At 65.7% G+C, this 18,201-nt stretch carries 17 protein-coding genes; 11 read left to right on the forward strand and 6 right to left on the reverse strand.

Annotated features, from left to right (window positions below; all coding sequences use genetic code 11):
• Positions 1–39: 39 nt before the first annotated feature.
• Both ubiG and J2R80_RS04740 read right to left on the reverse strand, forming a co-directional pair.
• Entirely contained in the window at positions 40–810 is a 771-nt protein-coding gene (gene ubiG, locus J2R80_RS04735) for a bifunctional 2-polyprenyl-6-hydroxyphenol methylase/3-demethylubiquinol 3-O-methyltransferase UbiG (RefSeq protein ID WP_057015558.1), read from the reverse strand.
• Between the two features lie 14 nt (positions 811–824).
• Positions 825–1,292: a PH domain-containing protein gene (locus tag J2R80_RS04740; RefSeq protein WP_253638089.1), complete on the reverse strand. Its 468-nt coding sequence runs from the start codon at positions 1,290–1,292 to the stop codon at positions 825–827.
• Between the two features lie 210 nt (positions 1,293–1,502).
• On the opposite strand from J2R80_RS04740, the gene J2R80_RS04745 reads away from it, so the two are divergent.
• The 3 genes from J2R80_RS04745 to prfA all read left to right on the forward strand — a co-directional run bounded on the left by J2R80_RS04745 (position 1,503) and on the right by prfA (position 6,585).
• Positions 1,503–2,759, forward strand: coding sequence for an aspartate kinase (locus J2R80_RS04745; RefSeq protein WP_057015560.1), 1,257 nt, complete (start codon positions 1,503–1,505; stop codon positions 2,757–2,759).
• Between the two features lie 421 nt (positions 2,760–3,180).
• Positions 3,181–5,448 (forward strand): phosphoenolpyruvate--protein phosphotransferase, encoded by a 2,268-nt coding sequence (ptsP, locus tag J2R80_RS04750; RefSeq protein WP_028343590.1) that lies wholly within the window; start codon positions 3,181–3,183, stop codon positions 5,446–5,448.
• Positions 5,449–5,505: 57 nt separating this feature from the next.
• Complete coding sequence (gene prfA, locus J2R80_RS04755) at positions 5,506–6,585, forward strand: peptide chain release factor 1 (RefSeq protein WP_076824716.1); 1,080 nt, start codon at positions 5,506–5,508, stop codon at positions 6,583–6,585.
• Positions 6,586–6,619: 34 nt separating this feature from the next.
• Here prfA and J2R80_RS04760 read toward each other — a convergent pair whose 3' ends face one another.
• On the reverse strand, positions 6,620–7,090 hold the full coding sequence (locus J2R80_RS04760) for a MarR family winged helix-turn-helix transcriptional regulator (RefSeq protein WP_057015561.1): 471 nt from the start codon (positions 7,088–7,090) through the stop codon (positions 6,620–6,622).
• A gap of 144 nt (positions 7,091–7,234) precedes the next feature.
• Positions 7,235–7,675 carry a hypothetical protein gene (locus J2R80_RS04765; RefSeq protein WP_253638090.1) on the reverse strand — a complete coding sequence of 147 codons (441 nt, stop codon included), beginning with the start codon at positions 7,673–7,675 and terminating at the stop codon, positions 7,235–7,237.
• 291 nt (positions 7,676–7,966) lie between these two features.
• Between J2R80_RS04765 and J2R80_RS04770 the strand changes: the two genes are divergently transcribed.
• The 4 genes from J2R80_RS04770 to J2R80_RS04785 all read left to right on the forward strand — a co-directional run bounded on the left by J2R80_RS04770 (position 7,967) and on the right by J2R80_RS04785 (position 12,878).
• The gene (locus J2R80_RS04770) at positions 7,967–9,322 is read left to right on the forward strand and encodes a substrate-binding protein (protein WP_253638091.1); all 1,356 of its coding nucleotides are present in this window, start codon (positions 7,967–7,969) and stop codon (positions 9,320–9,322) included.
• Between the two features lie 114 nt (positions 9,323–9,436).
• Entirely contained in the window at positions 9,437–10,312 is an 876-nt protein-coding gene (locus tag J2R80_RS04775; RefSeq protein WP_253638092.1) for a branched-chain amino acid ABC transporter permease, read from the forward strand.
• 14 nt (positions 10,313–10,326) lie between these two features.
• Positions 10,327–12,183, forward strand: a complete 1,857-nt coding sequence (locus J2R80_RS04780; protein WP_253638093.1) for an ATP-binding cassette domain-containing protein — start codon at positions 10,327–10,329, stop codon at positions 12,181–12,183.
• Positions 12,180–12,878 (forward strand): ABC transporter ATP-binding protein, encoded by a 699-nt coding sequence (locus tag J2R80_RS04785; RefSeq protein WP_057015566.1) that lies wholly within the window; start codon positions 12,180–12,182, stop codon positions 12,876–12,878. Before J2R80_RS04780 ends, J2R80_RS04785 begins: the two co-directional genes overlap by 4 nt.
• Before the next feature lie 241 nt (positions 12,879–13,119).
• Here the strand turns inward: J2R80_RS04785 and J2R80_RS04790 are convergent, their stop codons facing one another.
• Positions 13,120–13,545, reverse strand: coding sequence for an HIT domain-containing protein (locus tag J2R80_RS04790; protein WP_057015567.1), 426 nt, complete (start codon positions 13,543–13,545; stop codon positions 13,120–13,122).
• 105 nt (positions 13,546–13,650) lie between these two features.
• Between J2R80_RS04790 and prmC the strand changes: the two genes are divergently transcribed.
• Together prmC and J2R80_RS04800 are read left to right on the forward strand one after the other, a co-directional pair.
• The gene (prmC, locus tag J2R80_RS04795) at positions 13,651–14,538 is read left to right on the forward strand and encodes a peptide chain release factor N(5)-glutamine methyltransferase (RefSeq protein WP_253638094.1); all 888 of its coding nucleotides are present in this window, start codon (positions 13,651–13,653) and stop codon (positions 14,536–14,538) included.
• 481 nt (positions 14,539–15,019) lie between these two features.
• On the forward strand, positions 15,020–15,790 hold the full coding sequence (locus J2R80_RS04800; RefSeq protein WP_057015569.1) for a DUF4167 domain-containing protein: 771 nt from the start codon (positions 15,020–15,022) through the stop codon (positions 15,788–15,790).
• Positions 15,791–15,856: 66 nt separating this feature from the next.
• Here the strand turns inward: J2R80_RS04800 and J2R80_RS04805 are convergent, their stop codons facing one another.
• Entirely contained in the window at positions 15,857–16,609 is a 753-nt protein-coding gene (locus J2R80_RS04805) for a class I SAM-dependent methyltransferase (protein WP_028343579.1), read from the reverse strand.
• A gap of 185 nt (positions 16,610–16,794) precedes the next feature.
• Between J2R80_RS04805 and gloB the strand changes: the two genes are divergently transcribed.
• Both gloB and J2R80_RS04815 read left to right on the forward strand, forming a co-directional pair.
• On the forward strand, positions 16,795–17,562 hold the full coding sequence (gloB, locus tag J2R80_RS04810; RefSeq protein WP_253638095.1) for a hydroxyacylglutathione hydrolase: 768 nt from the start codon (positions 16,795–16,797) through the stop codon (positions 17,560–17,562).
• A complete protein-coding gene (locus tag J2R80_RS04815) occupies positions 17,562–17,993 on the forward strand; it encodes a cupin domain-containing protein (RefSeq protein WP_253638096.1) in 432 nt (143 codons plus the stop codon). The genes gloB and J2R80_RS04815 overlap by 1 nt, the downstream gene beginning before the upstream one ends.
• The last annotated feature ends 208 nt before the right edge of the window (positions 17,994–18,201 follow it).

The raw sequence follows: 18,201 nt of genomic DNA on the forward strand, positions 1-18,201 counted from the left end.
GACGACACCTGTTGTGTGGCCAAGGCCGTGACACTCAACTCACACCTCTTCCGCCACCACCATGTAGTTCACGTCCATGTCGGTCGACACGGTCCATTTGTCGGCGAGCGGGTTGTAGACCACGCCGGCCTGCTCGGTGACGGTGAGGTTGACGTCGCCGAGATAGCGCTCGAGCTCGGCGGGGGTGACGAACTTGCTCCACTCGTGGGTGCCGCGCGGCAGCCAGCGCAGCACGTATTCGGCGCCGACGATCGCCAGCGCAAAACTCTTCAAGTTGCGGTTCAGGGTCGAGACCACCATCAGCCCGCCGGGCTTGAGCATGACAGCGCAGCGCTTGATGAAGGCGCCGACGTCATTGACGTGCTCGACCACCTCCATCGCCAGCACGATGTCGAAGCGCTCGCGGGCGTCCATCTCCTCCACCGTGGTGCAGCGGTAGTCGATCGACAGATGGCCCTTGTCGGCGTGCAGCTTCGCGGCAGCGATGTTGGTGGCGGACGGATCGATCCCGATCACCTGGGCCCCTAACCGCGTGAACGGCTCGCACAACAGGCCGGCGCCGCAGCCGATGTCGAGCAGGCGCAGGCCGGACAGGCAGCTGAGGCTCTTGGCGTTGCGCTCGAACTTGCGGCAGGCCGCGTCGCGGATATAGGTCAGGCGCAGCGGGTTGATCTTGTGCAGCGGCGCCATCTTGCCGCGCGGATCCCACCATTCATCGGACAGTTTCGAGAATTTCGCGACCTCGGCCGGATCGACCGAGCTGGCGGAGGCATTGGCGGAGGAACCGGATAGAGTTGATTGCGTGGCCATGATTGCGCGCGCCCCTATCGCGCGGTGATCGAATTGCGGAACGACAGCGGCGCGGCGATGGTCCTGATGGTCTCGATGCCCTCGCCGACGCCGCGGATGGTGACGTCGCCATAATTGAGCAGGCGCCCCATGATGCTCTGGTTGACGTCGACGCTCTCGACCTTGTCGAGGCTCATCTCGAAGGTGCGCCGCTTGACGAAGCCGCTCTTGTGCACCACGCGGAAATTGGTGACGTCGGTTTCGGTGGTCCAGCGGTGGAACCAGGCCGCGGCGGTCCAGTACAGCGCCGCGACCGCGACCACGGCGGCGGCCGCAAAGCAGGTCATCACGAGGCCGTCGACCGTCGTCATCCGCGACAGGATCAAGAGCGCCAGCACCACGATCCAGGCCCCGATCGCCGGCAGATAGAACATCCAGTGCGCATTGGTGGAATACAGCACCTTCTCGCCAGGCTGCAGGATCTCGTCGATATAACGTCCCATCCAATCCCGCCTTCGAGTTGCCCCGTGTTACCCGTGCGCCACAACCCGCCCGCAACCGGTCAAAACACCCCCAAAAGACACTCGAGGGCCCCCTACCTACCGGCTTGCCCCCGGGCGCGGCGCTATGTATACGCGCGTTTCGGTCCCCGCGCTTGCGGTTTTCGGCGTGGGTTAACCTACTTATCCTCTTAAAGGAATAGACGCGTCGTCATGGGCCGCCTCGTGATGAAATTCGGCGGTACATCCGTCGCCAATATCGATCGTATCCGCAACGTCGCGCAGCATGTGAAGCGCGAGGTCGACGCGGGCCACGAGGTCGCCGTCGTCGTCTCCGCGATGTCCGGCAAGACCAATGAGCTGGTGGCCTGGTGCACCGATGCCTCGCCGATGCACGACGCGCGCGAATATGACGCGGTGGTCGCCTCCGGCGAACAGGTCACTTCGGGCCTGCTCGCGATCGTGCTGCAGGGCATCGGCATCCAGGCGCGCTCCTGGCAGGGCTGGCAGATCCCGATCAAGACCTCGGAGGCGCATGCCTCGGCGCGCATCCTCGATATCGACGGCACCGAGATCATCACCCGCTTCAAGGAGCGCAAGGAAGTCGCCGTGATCGCCGGCTTCCAGGGCATCAATCCCGACACCGGCCGCATCACCACGCTCGGCCGCGGCGGCTCGGACACCTCGGCGGTGGCGATCGCCGCCGCTCTGCGCGCCGACCGCTGCGACATCTACACCGACGTCGACGGCGTCTACACCACCGATCCCCGCGTGGTGCCGAAGGCGCGCCGGCTCGACAAGATCGCCTTCGAGGACATGCTGGAACTGGCCTCGCAGGGCGCCAAGGTGCTGCAGGTTCGCTCGGTGGAACTCGGCATGGTGCACAACATGCCGATTTTCGTGCGCTCCAGCTTCGACAAGCCAGAGGATATCGACCCGCACGCCAACCAGCCGCCGGGCACGCTGATCTGCAGCGAGGAGGAAATCATGGAAATGCACGTCGTCACCGGCATCGCCTTCTCCAAGGACGAAGCCCAGATTTCCGTGCGCCAGATCGAGGACAAGCCTGGCGTCGCCGCCGCGATCTTCGGGCCGCTCGCGGATGCCAATATCAATGTCGACATGATCGTGCAGAACGTGTCCGAGGACGGCAAGACCACCGACCTCACCTTCACCGTTCCGGCCGGCGACTATAACCGCGCCAAGGACACGATTACCGCCGCCAAGGCCAAGATCGGCTACGCTCGCGTCGATACCGCGACCGACGTCGCCAAGGTCTCGGTGATCGGCAGCGGCATGCGCAGCCATGCCGGCGTCGCGGCCAAGGCGTTCAAGGCGCTGGCCGACCGCAACATCAACATCCGCGCCATCACCACCTCCGAGATCAAGTTCTCGGTCCTGATCGACGCCGCCTACACCGAGCTCGCGGTCCGCACGCTGCACACGCTGTACGGCCTCGACCAGGCGTAGGCGCGACCGGCAGGGGCAGGGCTCGCTCCGCTGTCATTCCGGGGCGATGCGACAGCATCGAATCCGGAATCTCGAGGTTCCGGGTTCGCCGCTTCGCGACGCCCCCGGAACGACGAGACCGAGCACTGGCCGTGCTCCCCAGCCGCGCCCCGGAGTTAGAATTTCTCTTAGCGGGCGCAGCATTGGGCTGACGCAGACGTTATTTGCTACTGGCAGGCGTTTTGCTTGGCAAAGCAAGCCTCGATTGGCTATACGGCCAGTCAGGTAGGCTGTCGCAAACTGTGGCACAGTTTAGTGATCCCGAATCGGCGGGAACTGGCGAGCGGCGACGCCGAATGATTAAAATTGTTGTTTTTGACGAGTTTTGCGCCAACGGCCGGCCGCACCGGTGCGCTGGCTACGTGGGGAGGGACTGAAACATATGCGGAGCGCGTCGGGAGGCCCCCGCATCCTGTTGAGACGGCTCCGCGAGACCATGGCGGAGCAAGTCTCCGCCCAGGAGCGGCTCGACAAGATCGTGGTGCTGATCGCGGCCAACATGGTGGCCGAGGTCTGCTCCTGCTACGTGCTGCGCATCGACAACACCCTCGAACTCTATGCCACCGAAGGTCTGAACCGCGACGCCGTCCACCGCACGGTGATGAGCGCGCATGAAGGCCTGGTCGGCCTCGTCGCCAGCGAGGCGACGCCGCTCAACCTGTCCGACGCGCAAAGCCATCCCGCCTTCGCCTACCGCCCGGAGACCGGCGAAGAGGCCTACCACTCGTTCCTCGGCGTGCCGATCCTGCGCGCCGGCAACACGCTCGGCGTGCTCGTGGTGCAGAACCGCGCCAAGCGCACCTATGTCGAGGAAGAAGTCGAGGCGCTGCAGACCACCGCCATGGTGCTGGCGGAGATGATCGCCTCCGGCGAGCTTGCCGCGCTGGCGCAGCCCGGCGCCGAGCCCGCCGCGCGGCACTCGCTGCACAAGACCGGCGCGGTGCTCTCCGACGGCATCGCGCTCGGCCACGTCGTGCTGCACGAGCCGCGCGTCGTCATCACCAACTACATCGCCGAGGATCTGCCGAAGGAGATCAAGCGGCTCGACACTGCGCTCGCCAATCTGCGCGCCGATCTCGACCGCATGCTGGAGCGCGGCGACGTCGCCGACGGCGGCGAGCACCGCGAGGTGCTGGAAGCCTACCGCATGTTCGCCAACGACCAGGGCTGGTCGCACAAGCTGCACGAGGCGGTCGCCACCGGCCTCACCGCGGAAGCCGCCGTCGAACGCGTGCAGTCCGACACCCGCGCGCGCATGCTGCGCTCGACCGATCCCTATCTGCGCGACCGCCTGCACGACCTCGAGGATCTCGGCCATCGCCTGATGCGGCAGCTGGTCGGCCAGGACCATGCGCCGTCGCGCGAGCAGCTGCCCGACAACGCCATCCTGATCGCCCGCGCGATGGGCCCGGCGGCGCTGCTCGACTATGACCGCAAGCGGCTGCGCGGCCTGGTGCTGGAGGAAGGCACCGCGAATTCCCACGTCTCGATCGTGGCGCGCGCGCTCGGCATTCCCGCGGTCGGCGAGGTGCCGAACGCGCCCGGCATCGCCGACCCGGGCGATGCCATCATCGTCGACGGCATTTCCGGCGAGATCTATGTCCGCCCCTCGACCGAGATCGAATCCGCCTATGCCGAGCGTGTCCGGTTCCGGGCGCGGCGGCAGGCGCAATATTCGGCGCTGCGCGACAAGGCCTGCGTGACCAAGGACGGCCAGCCGATCGAGCTTCTGATCAATGCCGGCCTGACCATCGACCTGCCGCATATCGACGACACCGGCAGCGCCGGCATCGGCCTGTTCCGCACCGAATTGCAGTTCATGGTGAGCCCGAACCTGCCGCGCTCGAGCGACCAGCTCGCGCTGTACCGCACCGTGCTCGACGCCGCGGGCTCCAAGCCCGTCACCTTCCGCACGCTCGACATCGGCGGCGACAAGGCGCTGCCCTATATGGAGACCGTGATCGAGGAAAATCCCGCGCTCGGCTGGCGCGCGATCCGGCTCGGCCTCGACCGTCCGGGCCTTTTGCGCGGCCAGATCCGCGCGCTGCTGCGTGCCGGCGGCGGCCGCGCGCTGAAGATCATGTTCCCGATGATCTCGGACATCGCCGAGTTCGACCAGGCCAAGGCGATCGTCGAGCGCGAGTTGACCTATCTGCGCCAGCACGGCCATTCGCTGCCCGAGCGGATCGATATCGGCACCATGGTCGAGGTGCCGGCGCTGCTCTACCAGCTCGACGAGCTCCTGAAGAAGGTCGACTTCGTCTCGGTCGGCTCCAACGATCTGTTCCAGTTCCTGTTTGCTGTCGACCGCGGCAATGCCAAGGTCTCCGAACGCTTCGACATCCTCTCGGCGCCGATCCTGCGCGCGCTGCGCGACATCGTGCGCAAGGCCAAGGCGGCGAAGAAGGCCGCCTCGCTGTGCGGCGAGATGGCGTCGAAACCGATCGGCGCGCTGGCGCTGATCGCAATCGGCTACCGTTCTCTTTCATTGTCGGCAACTGCGCACGGCCCGGTCAAGGCGTTGATCCTCGACCTCGATGCCAAGAAGGCCGAGGCGATGATCAATCCGCTGCTGGACGCGCCGGTCGGCAGCGTCTCGATCCGCGCGGCGCTGACGAAGTTTGCGGAAACCGAGGGGCTGGCCTTGTAGCGACGCTGCCGTCGCCGCTGCCGCCCCTCCGTACCTTCCGCAATTCGAGATACCGCTATGCTACCCGAAGCCAAACTCGACGTCTTGCTCGCCCATCATGCCTCGCTCGAGGCCGAGCTGCTCGGCGAGGTCAAGTCCGAGCGCTATGTGCAGATCACGCGCGAGCTCGCCGAGCTCAACCCGCTGATCGATGCAGTGAAGCTCTATCGTTCTGCGCGCAGCGAACTCGCCGATACCGAGGCGATGCTGGCGGATGCGGAGACCGACGCCGAAATGCGCAGCATGGCGGAAGCCGAGCTGGAAACGCTGCAGGCGCGGCTCGGCGAGCTCGAGCAGCAAATCCGGATCGCGCTGTTGCCGAAAGACGCGATGGACGACCGCAACGTGATGCTGGAAATCCGCGCCGGCACCGGCGGCGACGAGGCGTCGCTGTTCGCCGGCGACCTGTTCCGGATGTATGAGCGCTTCGCTTCCTTGCAGGGCTGGAAGGTCGAGGTGATTTCGGCGAGCGAAGGCACCGTCGGCGGCTACAAGGAAATCATCGCCGAGGTGCAGGGCCGCGGCGCGTTCGCCAAGCTGAAATTCGAATCCGGCGTGCACCGCGTGCAGCGCGTGCCCGACACCGAGACGCAGGGCCGCATCCACACCTCGGCCGCCACGGTCGCCGTGCTGCCGGAGGTCGAGGACGTCGACGTCGATATCAAGGACACCGACTTGAGGATCGAGACCATGCGCGCGGGCGGCGCCGGCGGCCAGCACGTCAACAAGACCGAATCGGCGATCCGCATCACCCATCTGCCGACCGGCATCGTCGTGATGATGCAGGACAGCCGCTCGCAGCACAAGAACCGGGCGTCGGCGATGAACATCCTGCGCTCGCGCATCTACGATGCCGAGCGCCAGCGCGTCGAGGCGGCGCGCTCCGCCGACCGCAAGGAGAAGGTCGGCTCCGGCGACCGCTCCGAGCGCATCCGCACGTATAATTTCCCGCAAGGGCGAGTCACCGACCACCGCATCAATCTGACGCTCTACAAGCTGCCGCAGGTGATCGCGGGCGAAGCGCTCGGCGAATTGATCGACGCGCTGACCACCGAGCACCAGGCGGCACAGCTCGCCGCGCAGGGCGCCGCGGCCTGACGCGCGCCGCCGCTTGCGCCGGCGGATGCTGCACTCAGTCCTCTTCGGAAGACGGCGAAGACTTCAGCAAGCGGCGCAACGCCGGGCTCGCGACGCGGCGCAGCTCCTCGATGTTCTTCTTCGAGACCGCCTGGAGCTTCTGCTCACCCTTTGCCGTCAGCTTGAGCTGAACCCGCCGCGCGTCGTCGGGATCGGCAAGGCGGCTGACCAGCCCGAGCTTTGCCATGCGGTTCATCAGTTCGACGGCGGAGTGATGCCGGATCAGCAGGAACCGGGCGATGTCGCCGACGGTCGGCGGACCGGGATCGACGAAACCCTTGATGCCGAGCAGCGCCTGATGCTGCCGCGGCGTCATTCCGGCCTTCCGGGCGCCCTCCTCGCTGAATGCGAGAAACCTGCGCAACTCGTAGCGAAACTGCGCCAGCGCCCGGTAGTCCACCGTCGCGGCCACGGCCTTGCGTTTGGTTGCGCCGGCGAGCGCTCGTCGTTGCTTTGGTTGCGGCATTCGATCGTCCTGCTGCTGGCTCGCTCCGCCGGACGGCAGACGCCGTGCAACGCTATCAAGCCCGCGCCGAACGCACCATACTACCGGTCGCCCTTCCACTCATGTTTCAACGGTTTGACGATCGAGCGGCGGGGCCGCGCAAGCTCAGGGCTGCGGCCAGTGATCGTAGGTCGAGCTCAATATTTTCAGCAGCACGATCTGGAACGCGACCGGAATCCGCGGGCTCCTGCGGCGAATGGATTTCTCCAGCGCCTCGGTGATCTCGCTCCTGGTGAGATGCCCGGCCGAGGCACGCGCGACCAGATCGCCCCAGACCTCCGACAACGACTTGCCGGTGTGATGCGGAGACGGGATCGTTATCCCGCGCGTCTCGGCCCAAGCGATGATCTCGCGCATGGTTTGCCGTCCGCAATTTCGCGCCGTCGCGAGGTGGCGCGCGGTGAGCAGCCGCAGCAGATCGTCCGGCGGCGCCCAGCCCACCTTCGGCGGCACTTCGTCGAGCAGCTCGACCGCCAGTTCCTTCAGGACGTTGATCGCGCGGATGCTCAGGCTGCCCGATTGCCCGGCGGCACCGTGCTCGGACACGGCGTGCTCTCCGGCATTTCCGGTGCGACTTGAAGGCTCCTGGATCATCGCTCCCTCACTTACAGGACCCGCACCCGGTCGGTAAACCTCGATACATCGTAGAACGATATTATTTCTATCGTAGGCCGATATGATTCGACGAAAGGTGACATTGACTAAATATGCCGGTGGGGAATTGTAGCTGTGACAGGCTGCTCGATTGCAGCCGGCGCATCGTGCCGCCGATCGATCCGATCAGGCGACGAGTGAGCATGCGCGCCAACAATCAATATAATTGGAGGATACTGAGCGATGAGCACCAAGGATTTTCGGCCGGGCAGTGCCCCGAACGTTTCGCGCCGCACTTTGCTGCAAGCCGGCGCGGGCCTGATCGGCGGCAGCGTGCTGCCGGCCTCGATCGCATCGCGGGCCTTCGCCGAGGACCACCCGGCGATCGGAACCTATCCCGCGGGCACGTCGGGCTCTTCGGCGTTCATCGGCATCTCGGTCCCGCGCACCGGCACCTATGCGGTGCAGGGCGAGGATGAGCTCAAGGGCTATCAGCTCGCGATCGAGCACATCAACAGCGGCCACGAGCTGATCAAGAAGATCTCGCCGAAGACCAGCAAGGGCGTGCTCGGCAAGGAGCTGAAGTTCGGCGTCGCGGATTCCGCGGCGAAGCCGAACGAGGCCGTGCAGGCGCAGCAGCGCTTCATCTCCGAGAACAAGGCGGTGATGATCACCGGCGGCACGTCGAGCGCGGTCGCGGTGGCGCTGAACAAGCTGGCGCAGCGCGAGAAGGTGATCTTCGTCTGCGGCATTTCCGGCTCGAACGACACCACCGGCAAGGATTGCGTGCGCTACGGCTTCCGCCAGAACTTCTTCGGCCAGACCGCCGCGGCGGCGATCGCGCCGGTGCTGATCAAGCAGTTCGGCAAGAACAAGAAGGCCGCCTACCTGACGCCCGACTACACCTACGGCCACACCGTCACCAAGTCGATGCAGGACTACCTCGCCCAGGCGGGCTGGACCACCGTCACCAACCAGGTCTCGCCGCTCGGCGCGCCGGACTATTCGTCCTATCTGCTCAACGTCGCGAATTCCGGCGCCGACGTGCTGATCAACGTCAACTGGGGTCACGATGCCGTGCTGTCGACGCAGCAGGCCAAGCAGTTCGGCGTGCTCGACAAGATGAAGCTCGTGGTGCCCTACCAGGTGCCGTTCATCGCCCGCGAGACCGGCGGCCTGATGCAGGGCGTCTACGCCGCGACCGACTATTGGTGGACCATCGAGGACAAATATCCGCTGGCCAAGATGTTCAACGAGGCCTTCGAGAAGAAGTACGGATACAAGCCGGAATGGGGCGCAGAGAACGCCTATGTCAGCTTCGCGCACTGGGCCCGCATGGTCGAGGAAGCCGGCAGCTTCTACCCGCCCGACGTCATCAAGGCCTATGAGAAGGGCGAGACGCTGCCCTCGCTGGTCGGCGACGTCCACTATCGCCCCGAGGATCACCAGTGCGTGCGCCCCGTCGTCATCGTCCGCGGCAAGATGGAAAAGGAGATGAAGAACAAGGAGGACTATTACGAGGTGGCCGAGATCGTCCCCGGCGACGGTCTGATGCAGAAGCCGGATGCGTTCGGCTGCCATCTCGGCGACTACACCTGATTAACGTGGGAAGACTCGGCGCCGTGGGCGGGGCGACCCGGCCCGCGGCGCCGCTTTTCTCGGAACGCATCCTCCATCGACCGGGCCAGGTATACGGCCGAGTGAACGCGCGCCATGATCAACTGGCCAAATTTCGTCTCGCAACTTTTCAACGGACTGGCGCTCGGCGCGCTGCTCGCGCTGATCAGCTCCGGATTGACGATCATCTACGGCACACTCGGGGTGCTCAACCTCGCCCACGGCGCCATGTTCATGATCGGCGGCTACGCCGGATACGTGACCTATTCCTACACCGGCTCGTTCATTCTCGCCGTGATCGCAGGCTCGCTGTTCGTGATGGTGCTCGGGATTGCGATGGAGCGGATCATCATCCGCCACTTCTACCATCGCCCGCATGAGGACCAGCTGCTGGTCACGTTCGGCCTCGGCATCTGCTTCGTCGAGATCGTGCGGCTGATCTTCACCAGCCAGTCGCAGGTGGTGCCGCCGCCGGCGCTGCTGCAGGGCATCACCTCGCTCGGCTTCCTGTTCTACCCGACCTACCGGCTTGCGGTCGTCGGCATCGTCGCGGTCGCGCTGGGCGCGCTGTTCCTGATCCTGTACCGCACCCGGCTCGGCATGATCGTGCGCGCCGGCATCGAGGATTCGGTGATGGTCGATTCGCTCGGCATCAACGTCTACCGCGTCTTCATGATCGTGTTCGGCATCGGCGCGATGGCCGCAGGCTTCGCCGGCATCATCGATGCACCGGTGGTGTCGCTGACGCCGGGTGTCGGCGACGACATCCTGGTCGAGACCTTCGTGGTGGTGGTGATCGGCGGCGTCGGCTCGTTTCCCGGCGCCATCCTTGGCGGGCTGATCGCCGGCGAGATCATCAGCATCACCTCGATGTTCAACCCCGGTTACGCCTACGTCATGCTGTTCGCGGCGATGACGCTCGTGCTGGTGCTCAGACCGCACGGCCTGCTCGGCACGCAGGGCCGCGAATGACGACGGATATTTAGATGCTTAAACAGCGCCCATACCTGATCGAATTCCTGACGGCCGCCGGCCTGATCGTTGCGCCCTTCGTGCTGCCGTGGCTCGGCTTCGCGCCCAACACGGTGAACCGGATCCTGGTCTGGGGCCTGTTCGGCCTCGGCTTCGACATCCTGTTCGGCTTCACCGGCCTGCTGTCGTTCGGCCAGTCGGCCTTTTACGGCACCGGCGGCTTCGTCGCGGCCTATCTGCTGACGCGCGCCGGTTTTCCATACGTCGTGCTCGCGCTCGTCATCGGCATGATCGCGGCCGCCGCCACCGGCTATCTGATCGGCCTGATCGCGCTGCGTCGCACCGGCATCTACTTCGCGATGATCACGGTGGCGATCGCCGAGGTGTTCTTCTTCGTCGAGTTCAATCCGCTGTCGGACTTCACCGGCGGCGAGAACGGGCTGCCGGGCGTGCCGACCCCGAGCTTCAATCTCGGCTTCACCACGCTGCACTTCACCACCGGCTGGTCGCTCTACCAGTTCCTGGCGCTGTGCTACTTCATCGGCGTCGTGATTGCGCTGCGCATCGTGCGCTCGCCGGTCGGTGCCGTGTTCAGCGCGATCCGCGACAACCCGCTGCGCGCGACCGCGGTCGGCCACAACATCCACGGCTACAAGCTCACCGCCTTCGTGATCGCCGCCGCCTATGCCGGCTTTGCCGGCGGGCTGCTCGGCGTGCTGCAGGCCTTCATGCCGCCCGACGCGTTCACCTTCGACACCTCGGGCCAGCTCGTGATGCAGACCGCGATCGGCGGCCGCGGCACGCTGTTCGGGCCGCTGTTCGGCGCCGCGGTGTGGCTGTCGCTGCAGGACTTCCTGCAGGCGGCGCTCGGGCTCGGCGCGGCCTGGAAGCTCGTGCTCGGCATCGTGTTCGTGCTGCTGGTGTGCTTCCTGCGCCGCGGCATCATCGGCGGCCTCGCCGATCTTTACCGCCTCCTGACCGGACAGCGCGGCGCCAAGGAGCCGGAGGAGAGCGCACCCGAGGTCGTCGCCGTGGCAAGCGAGCGGCACGCCACGGCGCCCGCCGCGCCGAAGCCGGTGGCGGCTCGCGCCGGCGGCAATCCGTCCGGCCCGATCCTCCAGGCCAGGGGCCTGACCAAACGCTATGGCGGCCTGCTCGCCAACAGCGACATCGACTTCACCGTCAATCACGGCGAGCTGCGCGGCATCATCGGCCCGAACGGCGCCGGCAAGTCGACCTTCTTCAAGATGCTGACCTGCGAGGTGCATCCGACCTCGGGGACCATCCTGTTCGAGGGCCGCGACATCACCGGCATGAATGTCACCGACGTCTGTCAGCTCGGCCTGACCAAGAGCTACCAGGTCAACCAGCTGTTCACCGGGCTGACGGTGCGCGAGAATTTGGTGATCGCGGCGCTGTCGGCGCTGCGCGGCAAGTTCAAGCTCGATCTGTTCCGCAGCATCGACAGCATCCCCGGCCTGTCCGAGCGCGTGCAGCAGACGCTCGAGCTGGTCAATCTGACCTCGAGGCCGGACACGCCCGTGTCCGAGCTTGCCTATGGCGAGAAGCGGCGGCTGGAGATCGGGCTGGCGCTGGCAACGTCGCCGAGCCTGTTGCTGCTCGACGAGCCGCTGGCCGGCATGAGCCCGCGCGAGCGCGTCGAGACCGTCAAGCTGCTGAAGTCGATCAGCCAGGGCCGCACCATGATCATCATCGATCACGACATGGATGCGCTGTTCGAGCTCGCCGAACGCGTCACCGTGCTGCAGGAGGGCCGCGTGCTGGTCGAGGGAACGCCGGAAGAGATCAAGACCAATTCGACCGTCCAAGAGGCCTATCTTGGCGGCGTGCATGGAGTGCTCGCCGCATGAGCCTGCTCGAGGTCAATGGACTGAACAGCTATTACGGGGATTCCCACATCCTGTTCGACGTCTCGATGCGCGTCGAGCGCAACGAGGTGGTGGCGCTGCTCGGACGTAACGGCGCCGGCAAGAGCACGACGCTGAAGAGCCTGATGGGCGTCGTCACCCCGCGCCGCGGCTCGGTGATGTTCGACGGCGTCGAGATCTCCGGCCGGAAGAGCCACAAGATCGCGCAAGCCGGCATGCAGCTGGTCCATGAGGAGCGCCGTATCTTCGGCAGCCTGAGCGTCGAGGAGAACCTCGTGATCGCCGGCCTGACCGCCTCGCAGCGCTGGCCGCTCGACCGCATCTACGAGATGTTCCCGCGGCTGCGCGAGCGGCGCGGCAACCGCGGCACCGACCTGTCGGGCGGCGAGCAGCAGATGCTGGCGATCGCGCGCGCCTTGGTACGCGACCCCAAGATCATCCTGCTCGACGAGCCGTTCGAGGGCCTGGCGCCGGTGATCGTGCGCGACCTGATGAAGGCGTGTCGCGATCTCGCCGAGGCCGGACAGACCATCGTGCTGGTGGAGCAAAACCTCGCCGCGACGCTCGCGCTGGCGCAGCGCATCTACATCATCAACAACGGGCACATCGTCCATGAAGGGCCGGCGCAGGAGATCAAGGCGCAGCCCGATGTTCTGCAGCGCTATCTCGGGGTTTAGGGCGCGTCACTTTCTCCGCCGTCATTGCGAGCCAACGGGTCGCGCGAACGCACACCCGATGACAGGCTCCGCGAAGCAATCCATCGGTCCGCATGCGCGGATGGATGGATTGCTTCGTCGCTACAGCGCAAAATTGCTTTACAAATTTTGTCGCGAGCTCCTCGCAATGACGAACTCGATATTGCGCATGGCCTCTCGGGATAGGGATTACGGCATTCCCGCGTCGGACCGGGCCACCCGCTCACCCACCCAGCGCCGCGATCATCCGCCTGGCGTGATCGGCGAGCACATCCATCTCCGCCTTGACGGTCTGCGCCGGCAGCAGTGCGACGCCGGCCTTCACCGGCATCACATGCATGTGCAGGTGAAACACCACCTGACCGCTGGCGGGCTCGCTGAACTGCTGGATGATGATGCCGTCGGCCGCGAACGCCTTCATCGCGGCGATGGCGATGCGCTTGGCCGACCGCGCCACCGCGGCGAGGTCGTCTTCCGCGATGTCGAGGATGCCGCGCGCGGGCGCCTTCGGAATCACCAGGGTATGTCCCGGCGATCGCGGCATGATGTCGAGAAAGGCAAAGGTCCGGTCGGTCTCGTAGACCTTGAAGCTCGGGACCTCGCCGCGCAGGATCCTGGCGAAGATGTTCTGGTCGTCATAGCCCGTCATGGTCGCGCGTTCCGGATCGCTAGGTTCAGATTCTGACCGTGCGCGCCGGCCGCACGGGGCGCAAGTGATATCGACGCCGCATCGACCATCGGCTAACAACGCGCCATGAGCGAACCCGCAGGACATGGCCAGACCGTCGAGAGCATCAGGCGCAGCCTCACCGCCCGCCTCAAGGCGGCCGGCCACGACGCCGCCGAGCTCGATGCGCGACTGCTGGTCGGCGCCGTGCTGGGGCTCGATCTGACCGGCATGATCACCGGCGCGAAGCGCGCGCTGACGAGGGACGAAGCCGATCGCCTCGAGCACCTCGCGCAGCGCCGCCTCGCCGGCGAACCGGTCGCGCGCATCCTCGGCGTCAAGGAGTTCTGGGGACTGCCGCTGCACCTGTCCGCCGCGACGCTGGTGCCGCGCCCGGACACCGAGACGGTGGTCGAGCGCGCACTCGAACTGCTGCGCGCCGACGGGGTGGCCGAGCGCGCCTTGCGGATCGCCGATCTCGGCACCGGTTCTGGCGCGATCCTGCTGGCGCTGCTCTCGGAACTGCCGAACGCGCATGGCTTCGCCACCGACATCTCGACGGAGGCGCTGCAGACCGCGAGCCGCAACGCCACCGCGCTCGGATTCGCCGATCGCACGACATGGATCGAGTGCGACTACGGCCGCGGGCTCGTCGGCGCGTTCGAGCTGATCGTGTCCAATCCGCCGTACATCCCCTCGGCCGACGTCGCCGGACTCGACATCGAGGTGCGCGCGCATGATCCGCGCGCGGCGCTCGACGGCGGTGCCGACGGGCTCGACGCCTACCGCGCGCTGATTTCGCAATCTGCGGGTCTTTTGACCTCAGGAGGATTTCTGGTTGTGGAAGTCGGACAGGGTCAGAGCGGCGACGTTGAAGCGCTGATGACGGCATCCGGGTTATCCCCAACGGGGCCGCCAAAGGCCGATCTGGGGGGCATCCCGAGGGCCGTTTCCGCCCGCCGGCTGCCCCGATAAAGTCCTATTGGAACGAAAAAAAACCTCTTGGATTATCCCCCGGGAACGACTACGTTCCGGGCACAACATCGGTGCTGGCCCCGTAATCCGTTACGGGTGATGACCAGGGTTCAGCAGAGCCCGCCGATCGAAAGGTTCCAGGAACGCAGGTCATATAGAGCGCAATAGCCGAAGCTGTGCTGCTCTCGACCGCCAAGCGAACGAAAGCCTGTTATTGCGCTTGAAGACTTACGCACGAGAACTGAGCCTGTCTCAACGGGCGGAATGATTTGGTCGCTGGCGCGATTGCCGGCGGTTGGGGAACGCGTCTTTGCTGCACGCGACTTTGCTGAACGAGATGGTCGGCAACATCGAAACCACTTCGAACGGTATTGCGATTCCGTGTGCCTAGGCGCGCGCCGAATCGGACTCTGGGAATCGGACTTCTGAGAAATCGGACTGTGGACTGCAATAACTTCAGGGCTGGAATAAAAGGCGACAGATGAGAAACGGTCAGAACAACAAGCGGATGCGCAACCGGAATAACAACAACAATAACAACAACAATAACCGGCGCGGCCAGAATCCCCTGACACGGGTGTACGAATCGAACGGACCTGACATCAAGATCCGCGGCACGGCCTCCCACGTGGCCGAGAAATACGTTCAGCTTGCGCGCGATGCGCGCTCCTCCGGCGATCCGGTGGCCGCTGAGAACTACTACCAGCACGCCGAGCACTACTACCGGATCATCGCGGCCGCGCAGGAGCAGTTCCGGCAGAATCAGCAGCCGCCGCGCCCCGACGCCGAGGTCACCCCGACCGAAGACGGCGACGACGACAGCGACGGCTATTCGAGCTTCGGCCAGGAGCCGGGCTTCGTGCCGCAGCAGCAGCAACCTTTCATGCGCGACAACGGCCAGCAGCCGTACCAGCGCGAGCAGCAGCAGCCGCGCGAGCATCGCGAGCGCGACCAGCAGCCGCGTGAGCACCGCGAGCGCGAGCATCGTCCGCAGCCGCAATATCAGCCGCAACCGCAGAACCAGCCGCAGCCCGCGATGGCCGATGCCGGCGGCGTCGATCGCCTGCCCTCGTTCATCACCGGCGGCGCGCAGCCACAGGTCAACGGCGCCTATGAAGGCAATAATGGCGGCGCAGAACGCGGCGAACGGAGCGAGCGCTTTCCGCGCCGCCGCCGCCGTCCGCACGGCCCGCGCCCCGACCTGGCGACGCAGCCCGCACCGAGCGACGACTTCAATCCGGGCAACGAGTAATCCTGAAAATCTGTCACCCTCCCTTCACGGGGAGGGTGAATTGTCCGCGTCACGCCTCGGGTCGTGTTACGACTCTGCGTGAGTCGATTTGCGCGTCGCCGTCGAGGACGGCACCAGCACCGGACGCAATGACGGGATCAGCTGCGTGCGCTCGCGACGCGCGGGAATTGCCCGATAGACCTGCTTGGTCGCCTCCACGATATGCACGCCGGCGAACGGCATCGACAGCGCCGCGCCGACCCGCTCCCACGCCATCGCCGAGCGCAGGAACCAGCTGCCCTGCACCGGCGGCATGAACAACGCCTCGCCCCACGACGACGGCGTGAACCAGGTCTGCCGCAACAGCTGCGTGATCTGCGCCCGCGAATAGGGCCGGCCATGGCCGAACGGCGTGGCGTCGGTGCGCGTCCAGACGCCGCGGCGGTTCGGGATGATCGCGATCAGCCGCCCCGACGGCGAGAGCACCCGCCACACCTCGCGCAGCAACCGCTCCGGGTCATCGGACATCTCCAGCGCGTGCACCAGCAGCACGCGGTCGACCGCGGCATCCGGCAGCGGCATCGAGAATTCGTCGATCAGGGTGGCCAGCGCCGGCCGGCCGGTCGGCCATTTCAGCACGCCCTGGGCCGCCGGCATGAAGGCGATGCAGCGCTCGCAGGACTCACGGAACAGGCCGAGATAGGGGGTCGGATAGCCGAGGCCGAGCACGCGCTGGCCTTCCGCGTTCGGCCACCGCGCGCGGATACCCCGGTTGATCAGCTGCCGCGCCACGATGCCGAGGCGCTGCGAATAGAAGTCGCGCAGGTCGATGACGTCCATGGTGTTTAGCCTAACACGCCCCCTGCTGCCCGGGTGCGCCGAAAATTGCATTGCCGCCGGAGCGTTAACGCCATATTTCACCCCTATATTGGGCGCGTTAAAAGCATGACCCGGGAAAGTCGATACCGGTCTTTCGAATACATCATGCTTTGAAAATGTCCGTCCCGTTTGTTCGTGGAGATATCATGACCGCCGAAATTCGCACCTTCAGCTGCCTCACCGACAATTTCGGGTATTTGATCCACGATCCCGCGACCAAGGCGACCGCGTCGATCGACGCGCCGGAAGCCGCCCCGATCATCAAGGCGCTGGAGCGCGAAGGCTGGACGCTGACGGATATCCTGATCACCCATCACCACGGCGACCATGTCGGCGGCGTCGCCGAGCTGAAGCAGAAATACGGCTGCCGCGTCGTCGCCCCGCACGACCAGTCGGCCAAGATCGCCAATGTCGATCTGCGCGCCGCCAATGCCGATGTCATCAAGGTCGGCAGCCTGCTCGCACGCGTGGTCGAGACACCCGGCCATACGCTCGATCACATCTCCTATGTGTTCGACGGCGAGAAGGCGGTGTTTGCCGCCGATACGCTGTTCTCGATCGGCTGCGGCCGGGTGTTCGAGGGCACCTACCCCATGATGTGGGATTCGCTGCTGAAGCTGCGCTCGCTGCCGGACGATTTCCGTCTCTATTGCGGCCATGAATATACCGCTGCGAATGTGAAATTCGCGCTCACCATCGAGCCCGACAATCCGGCCCTGCAGAAGCGGGCCGAAGAGGTCACAAAGCTGCGCGCCGAGAACAAGCCGACGATCCCGGTGCTGCTCGGCGACGAGAAGAAGGCCAACGTGTTCCTGCGCGCCGACGAGCCGGCGGTGGCGGCAAAGCTGCACATGAAGGGCGCCGACCCGGCGCTGGTGTTCGGCGAGCTCCGCGAGCGCAAGAACAAGTCGTGATGGCCGACCTCTCGGCGGCCGACATCATCGCGCGGCTCGCGCTGCAGCCGCATCCCGAAGGCGGGCACTATCGCGAGACGTTTCGCGACGCGCGCGGCGACGCCAATGGCCGTGCGCATTCGACCGCGATCTACTTCCTGCTGGCGCGCGGCGAGCGCTCGCATTGGCACCGCATCGACGCCGTCGAGATGTGGCACTATTACGCCGGCGCGCCGCTGACATTGCGGATCGCGCAGGACGGCGGCCCACATTCGATCACGCTCGGGCCGGATGTGGCGCGCGGCGAGCAGCCACAGGCAATCGTGCCGGCGCACGCCTGGCAGGCCGCCGAAAGCAACGGCGACTGGACGCTGGTCGGCTGCACCGTCGCGCCGGGATTCGAGTTCGCGAAGTTCGAGCTGGCGCCAAAGGGCTGGGAGCCCGCTTCTTAAGAGCTTTTTCCCGTCATCCCCGCGCAAAGGCTTCGCCTTTGTCGCTGGAGGTGCGAGCCTTGCGGCGCAATTGCGCCGCTGGGCGAGCCTCGAAGGATGAATCGGCCACAGACGGGGCCGTCGACCCTTCGAGACGGCCGCGTTGCGGCCTCCTCAGGGTGACGGTGAAACAGTAGCAACAACCCTCTTCGTAGGATGGGTAGAGCGC

The sequence above is a fragment of the Bradyrhizobium sp. USDA 4541 genome, from assembly GCF_024171085.1.
Taxonomy (GTDB): Bacteria; Pseudomonadota; Alphaproteobacteria; order Rhizobiales; family Xanthobacteraceae; genus Bradyrhizobium; species Bradyrhizobium australafricanum.

Bases quoted from the DNA above. Each gene is read 5' to 3' on its own strand.
- J2R80_RS04785 (WP_057015566.1), top strand. From the start codon at position 12,180: ATGAGCCTGCTCGAGGTCAATGGACTGAACAGCTATTACGGGGATTCC.
- J2R80_RS04775 (WP_253638092.1), top strand. From the start codon at position 9,437: ATGATCAACTGGCCAAATTTCGTCTCGCAACTTTTCAACGGACTGGCG.
- gloB (WP_253638095.1), top strand. From the start codon at position 16,795: ATGACCGCCGAAATTCGCACCTTCAGCTGCCTCACCGACAATTTCGGG.
- ubiG (WP_057015558.1), bottom strand. From the start codon at position 810: ATGGCCACGCAATCAACTCTATCCGGTTCCTCCGCCAATGCCTCCGCC.
- J2R80_RS04780 (WP_253638093.1), top strand. From the start codon at position 10,327: ATGCTTAAACAGCGCCCATACCTGATCGAATTCCTGACGGCCGCCGGC.
- J2R80_RS04760 (WP_057015561.1), bottom strand. From the start codon at position 7,090: ATGCCGCAACCAAAGCAACGACGAGCGCTCGCCGGCGCAACCAAACGC.
- J2R80_RS04740 (WP_253638089.1), bottom strand. From the start codon at position 1,292: ATGGGACGTTATATCGACGAGATCCTGCAGCCTGGCGAGAAGGTGCTG.
- J2R80_RS04800 (WP_057015569.1), top strand. From the start codon at position 15,020: ATGAGAAACGGTCAGAACAACAAGCGGATGCGCAACCGGAATAACAAC.
- prfA (WP_076824716.1), top strand. From the start codon at position 5,506: ATGCTACCCGAAGCCAAACTCGACGTCTTGCTCGCCCATCATGCCTCG.
- ptsP (WP_028343590.1), top strand. From the start codon at position 3,181: ATGCGGAGCGCGTCGGGAGGCCCCCGCATCCTGTTGAGACGGCTCCGC.
- J2R80_RS04815 (WP_253638096.1), top strand. From the start codon at position 17,562: ATGGCCGACCTCTCGGCGGCCGACATCATCGCGCGGCTCGCGCTGCAG.
- J2R80_RS04745 (WP_057015560.1), top strand. From the start codon at position 1,503: ATGGGCCGCCTCGTGATGAAATTCGGCGGTACATCCGTCGCCAATATC.
- J2R80_RS04770 (WP_253638091.1), top strand. From the start codon at position 7,967: ATGAGCACCAAGGATTTTCGGCCGGGCAGTGCCCCGAACGTTTCGCGC.
- J2R80_RS04805 (WP_028343579.1), bottom strand. From the start codon at position 16,609: ATGGACGTCATCGACCTGCGCGACTTCTATTCGCAGCGCCTCGGCATC.
- prmC (WP_253638094.1), top strand. From the start codon at position 13,651: ATGAGCGAACCCGCAGGACATGGCCAGACCGTCGAGAGCATCAGGCGC.
- J2R80_RS04790 (WP_057015567.1), bottom strand. From the start codon at position 13,545: ATGACGGGCTATGACGACCAGAACATCTTCGCCAGGATCCTGCGCGGC.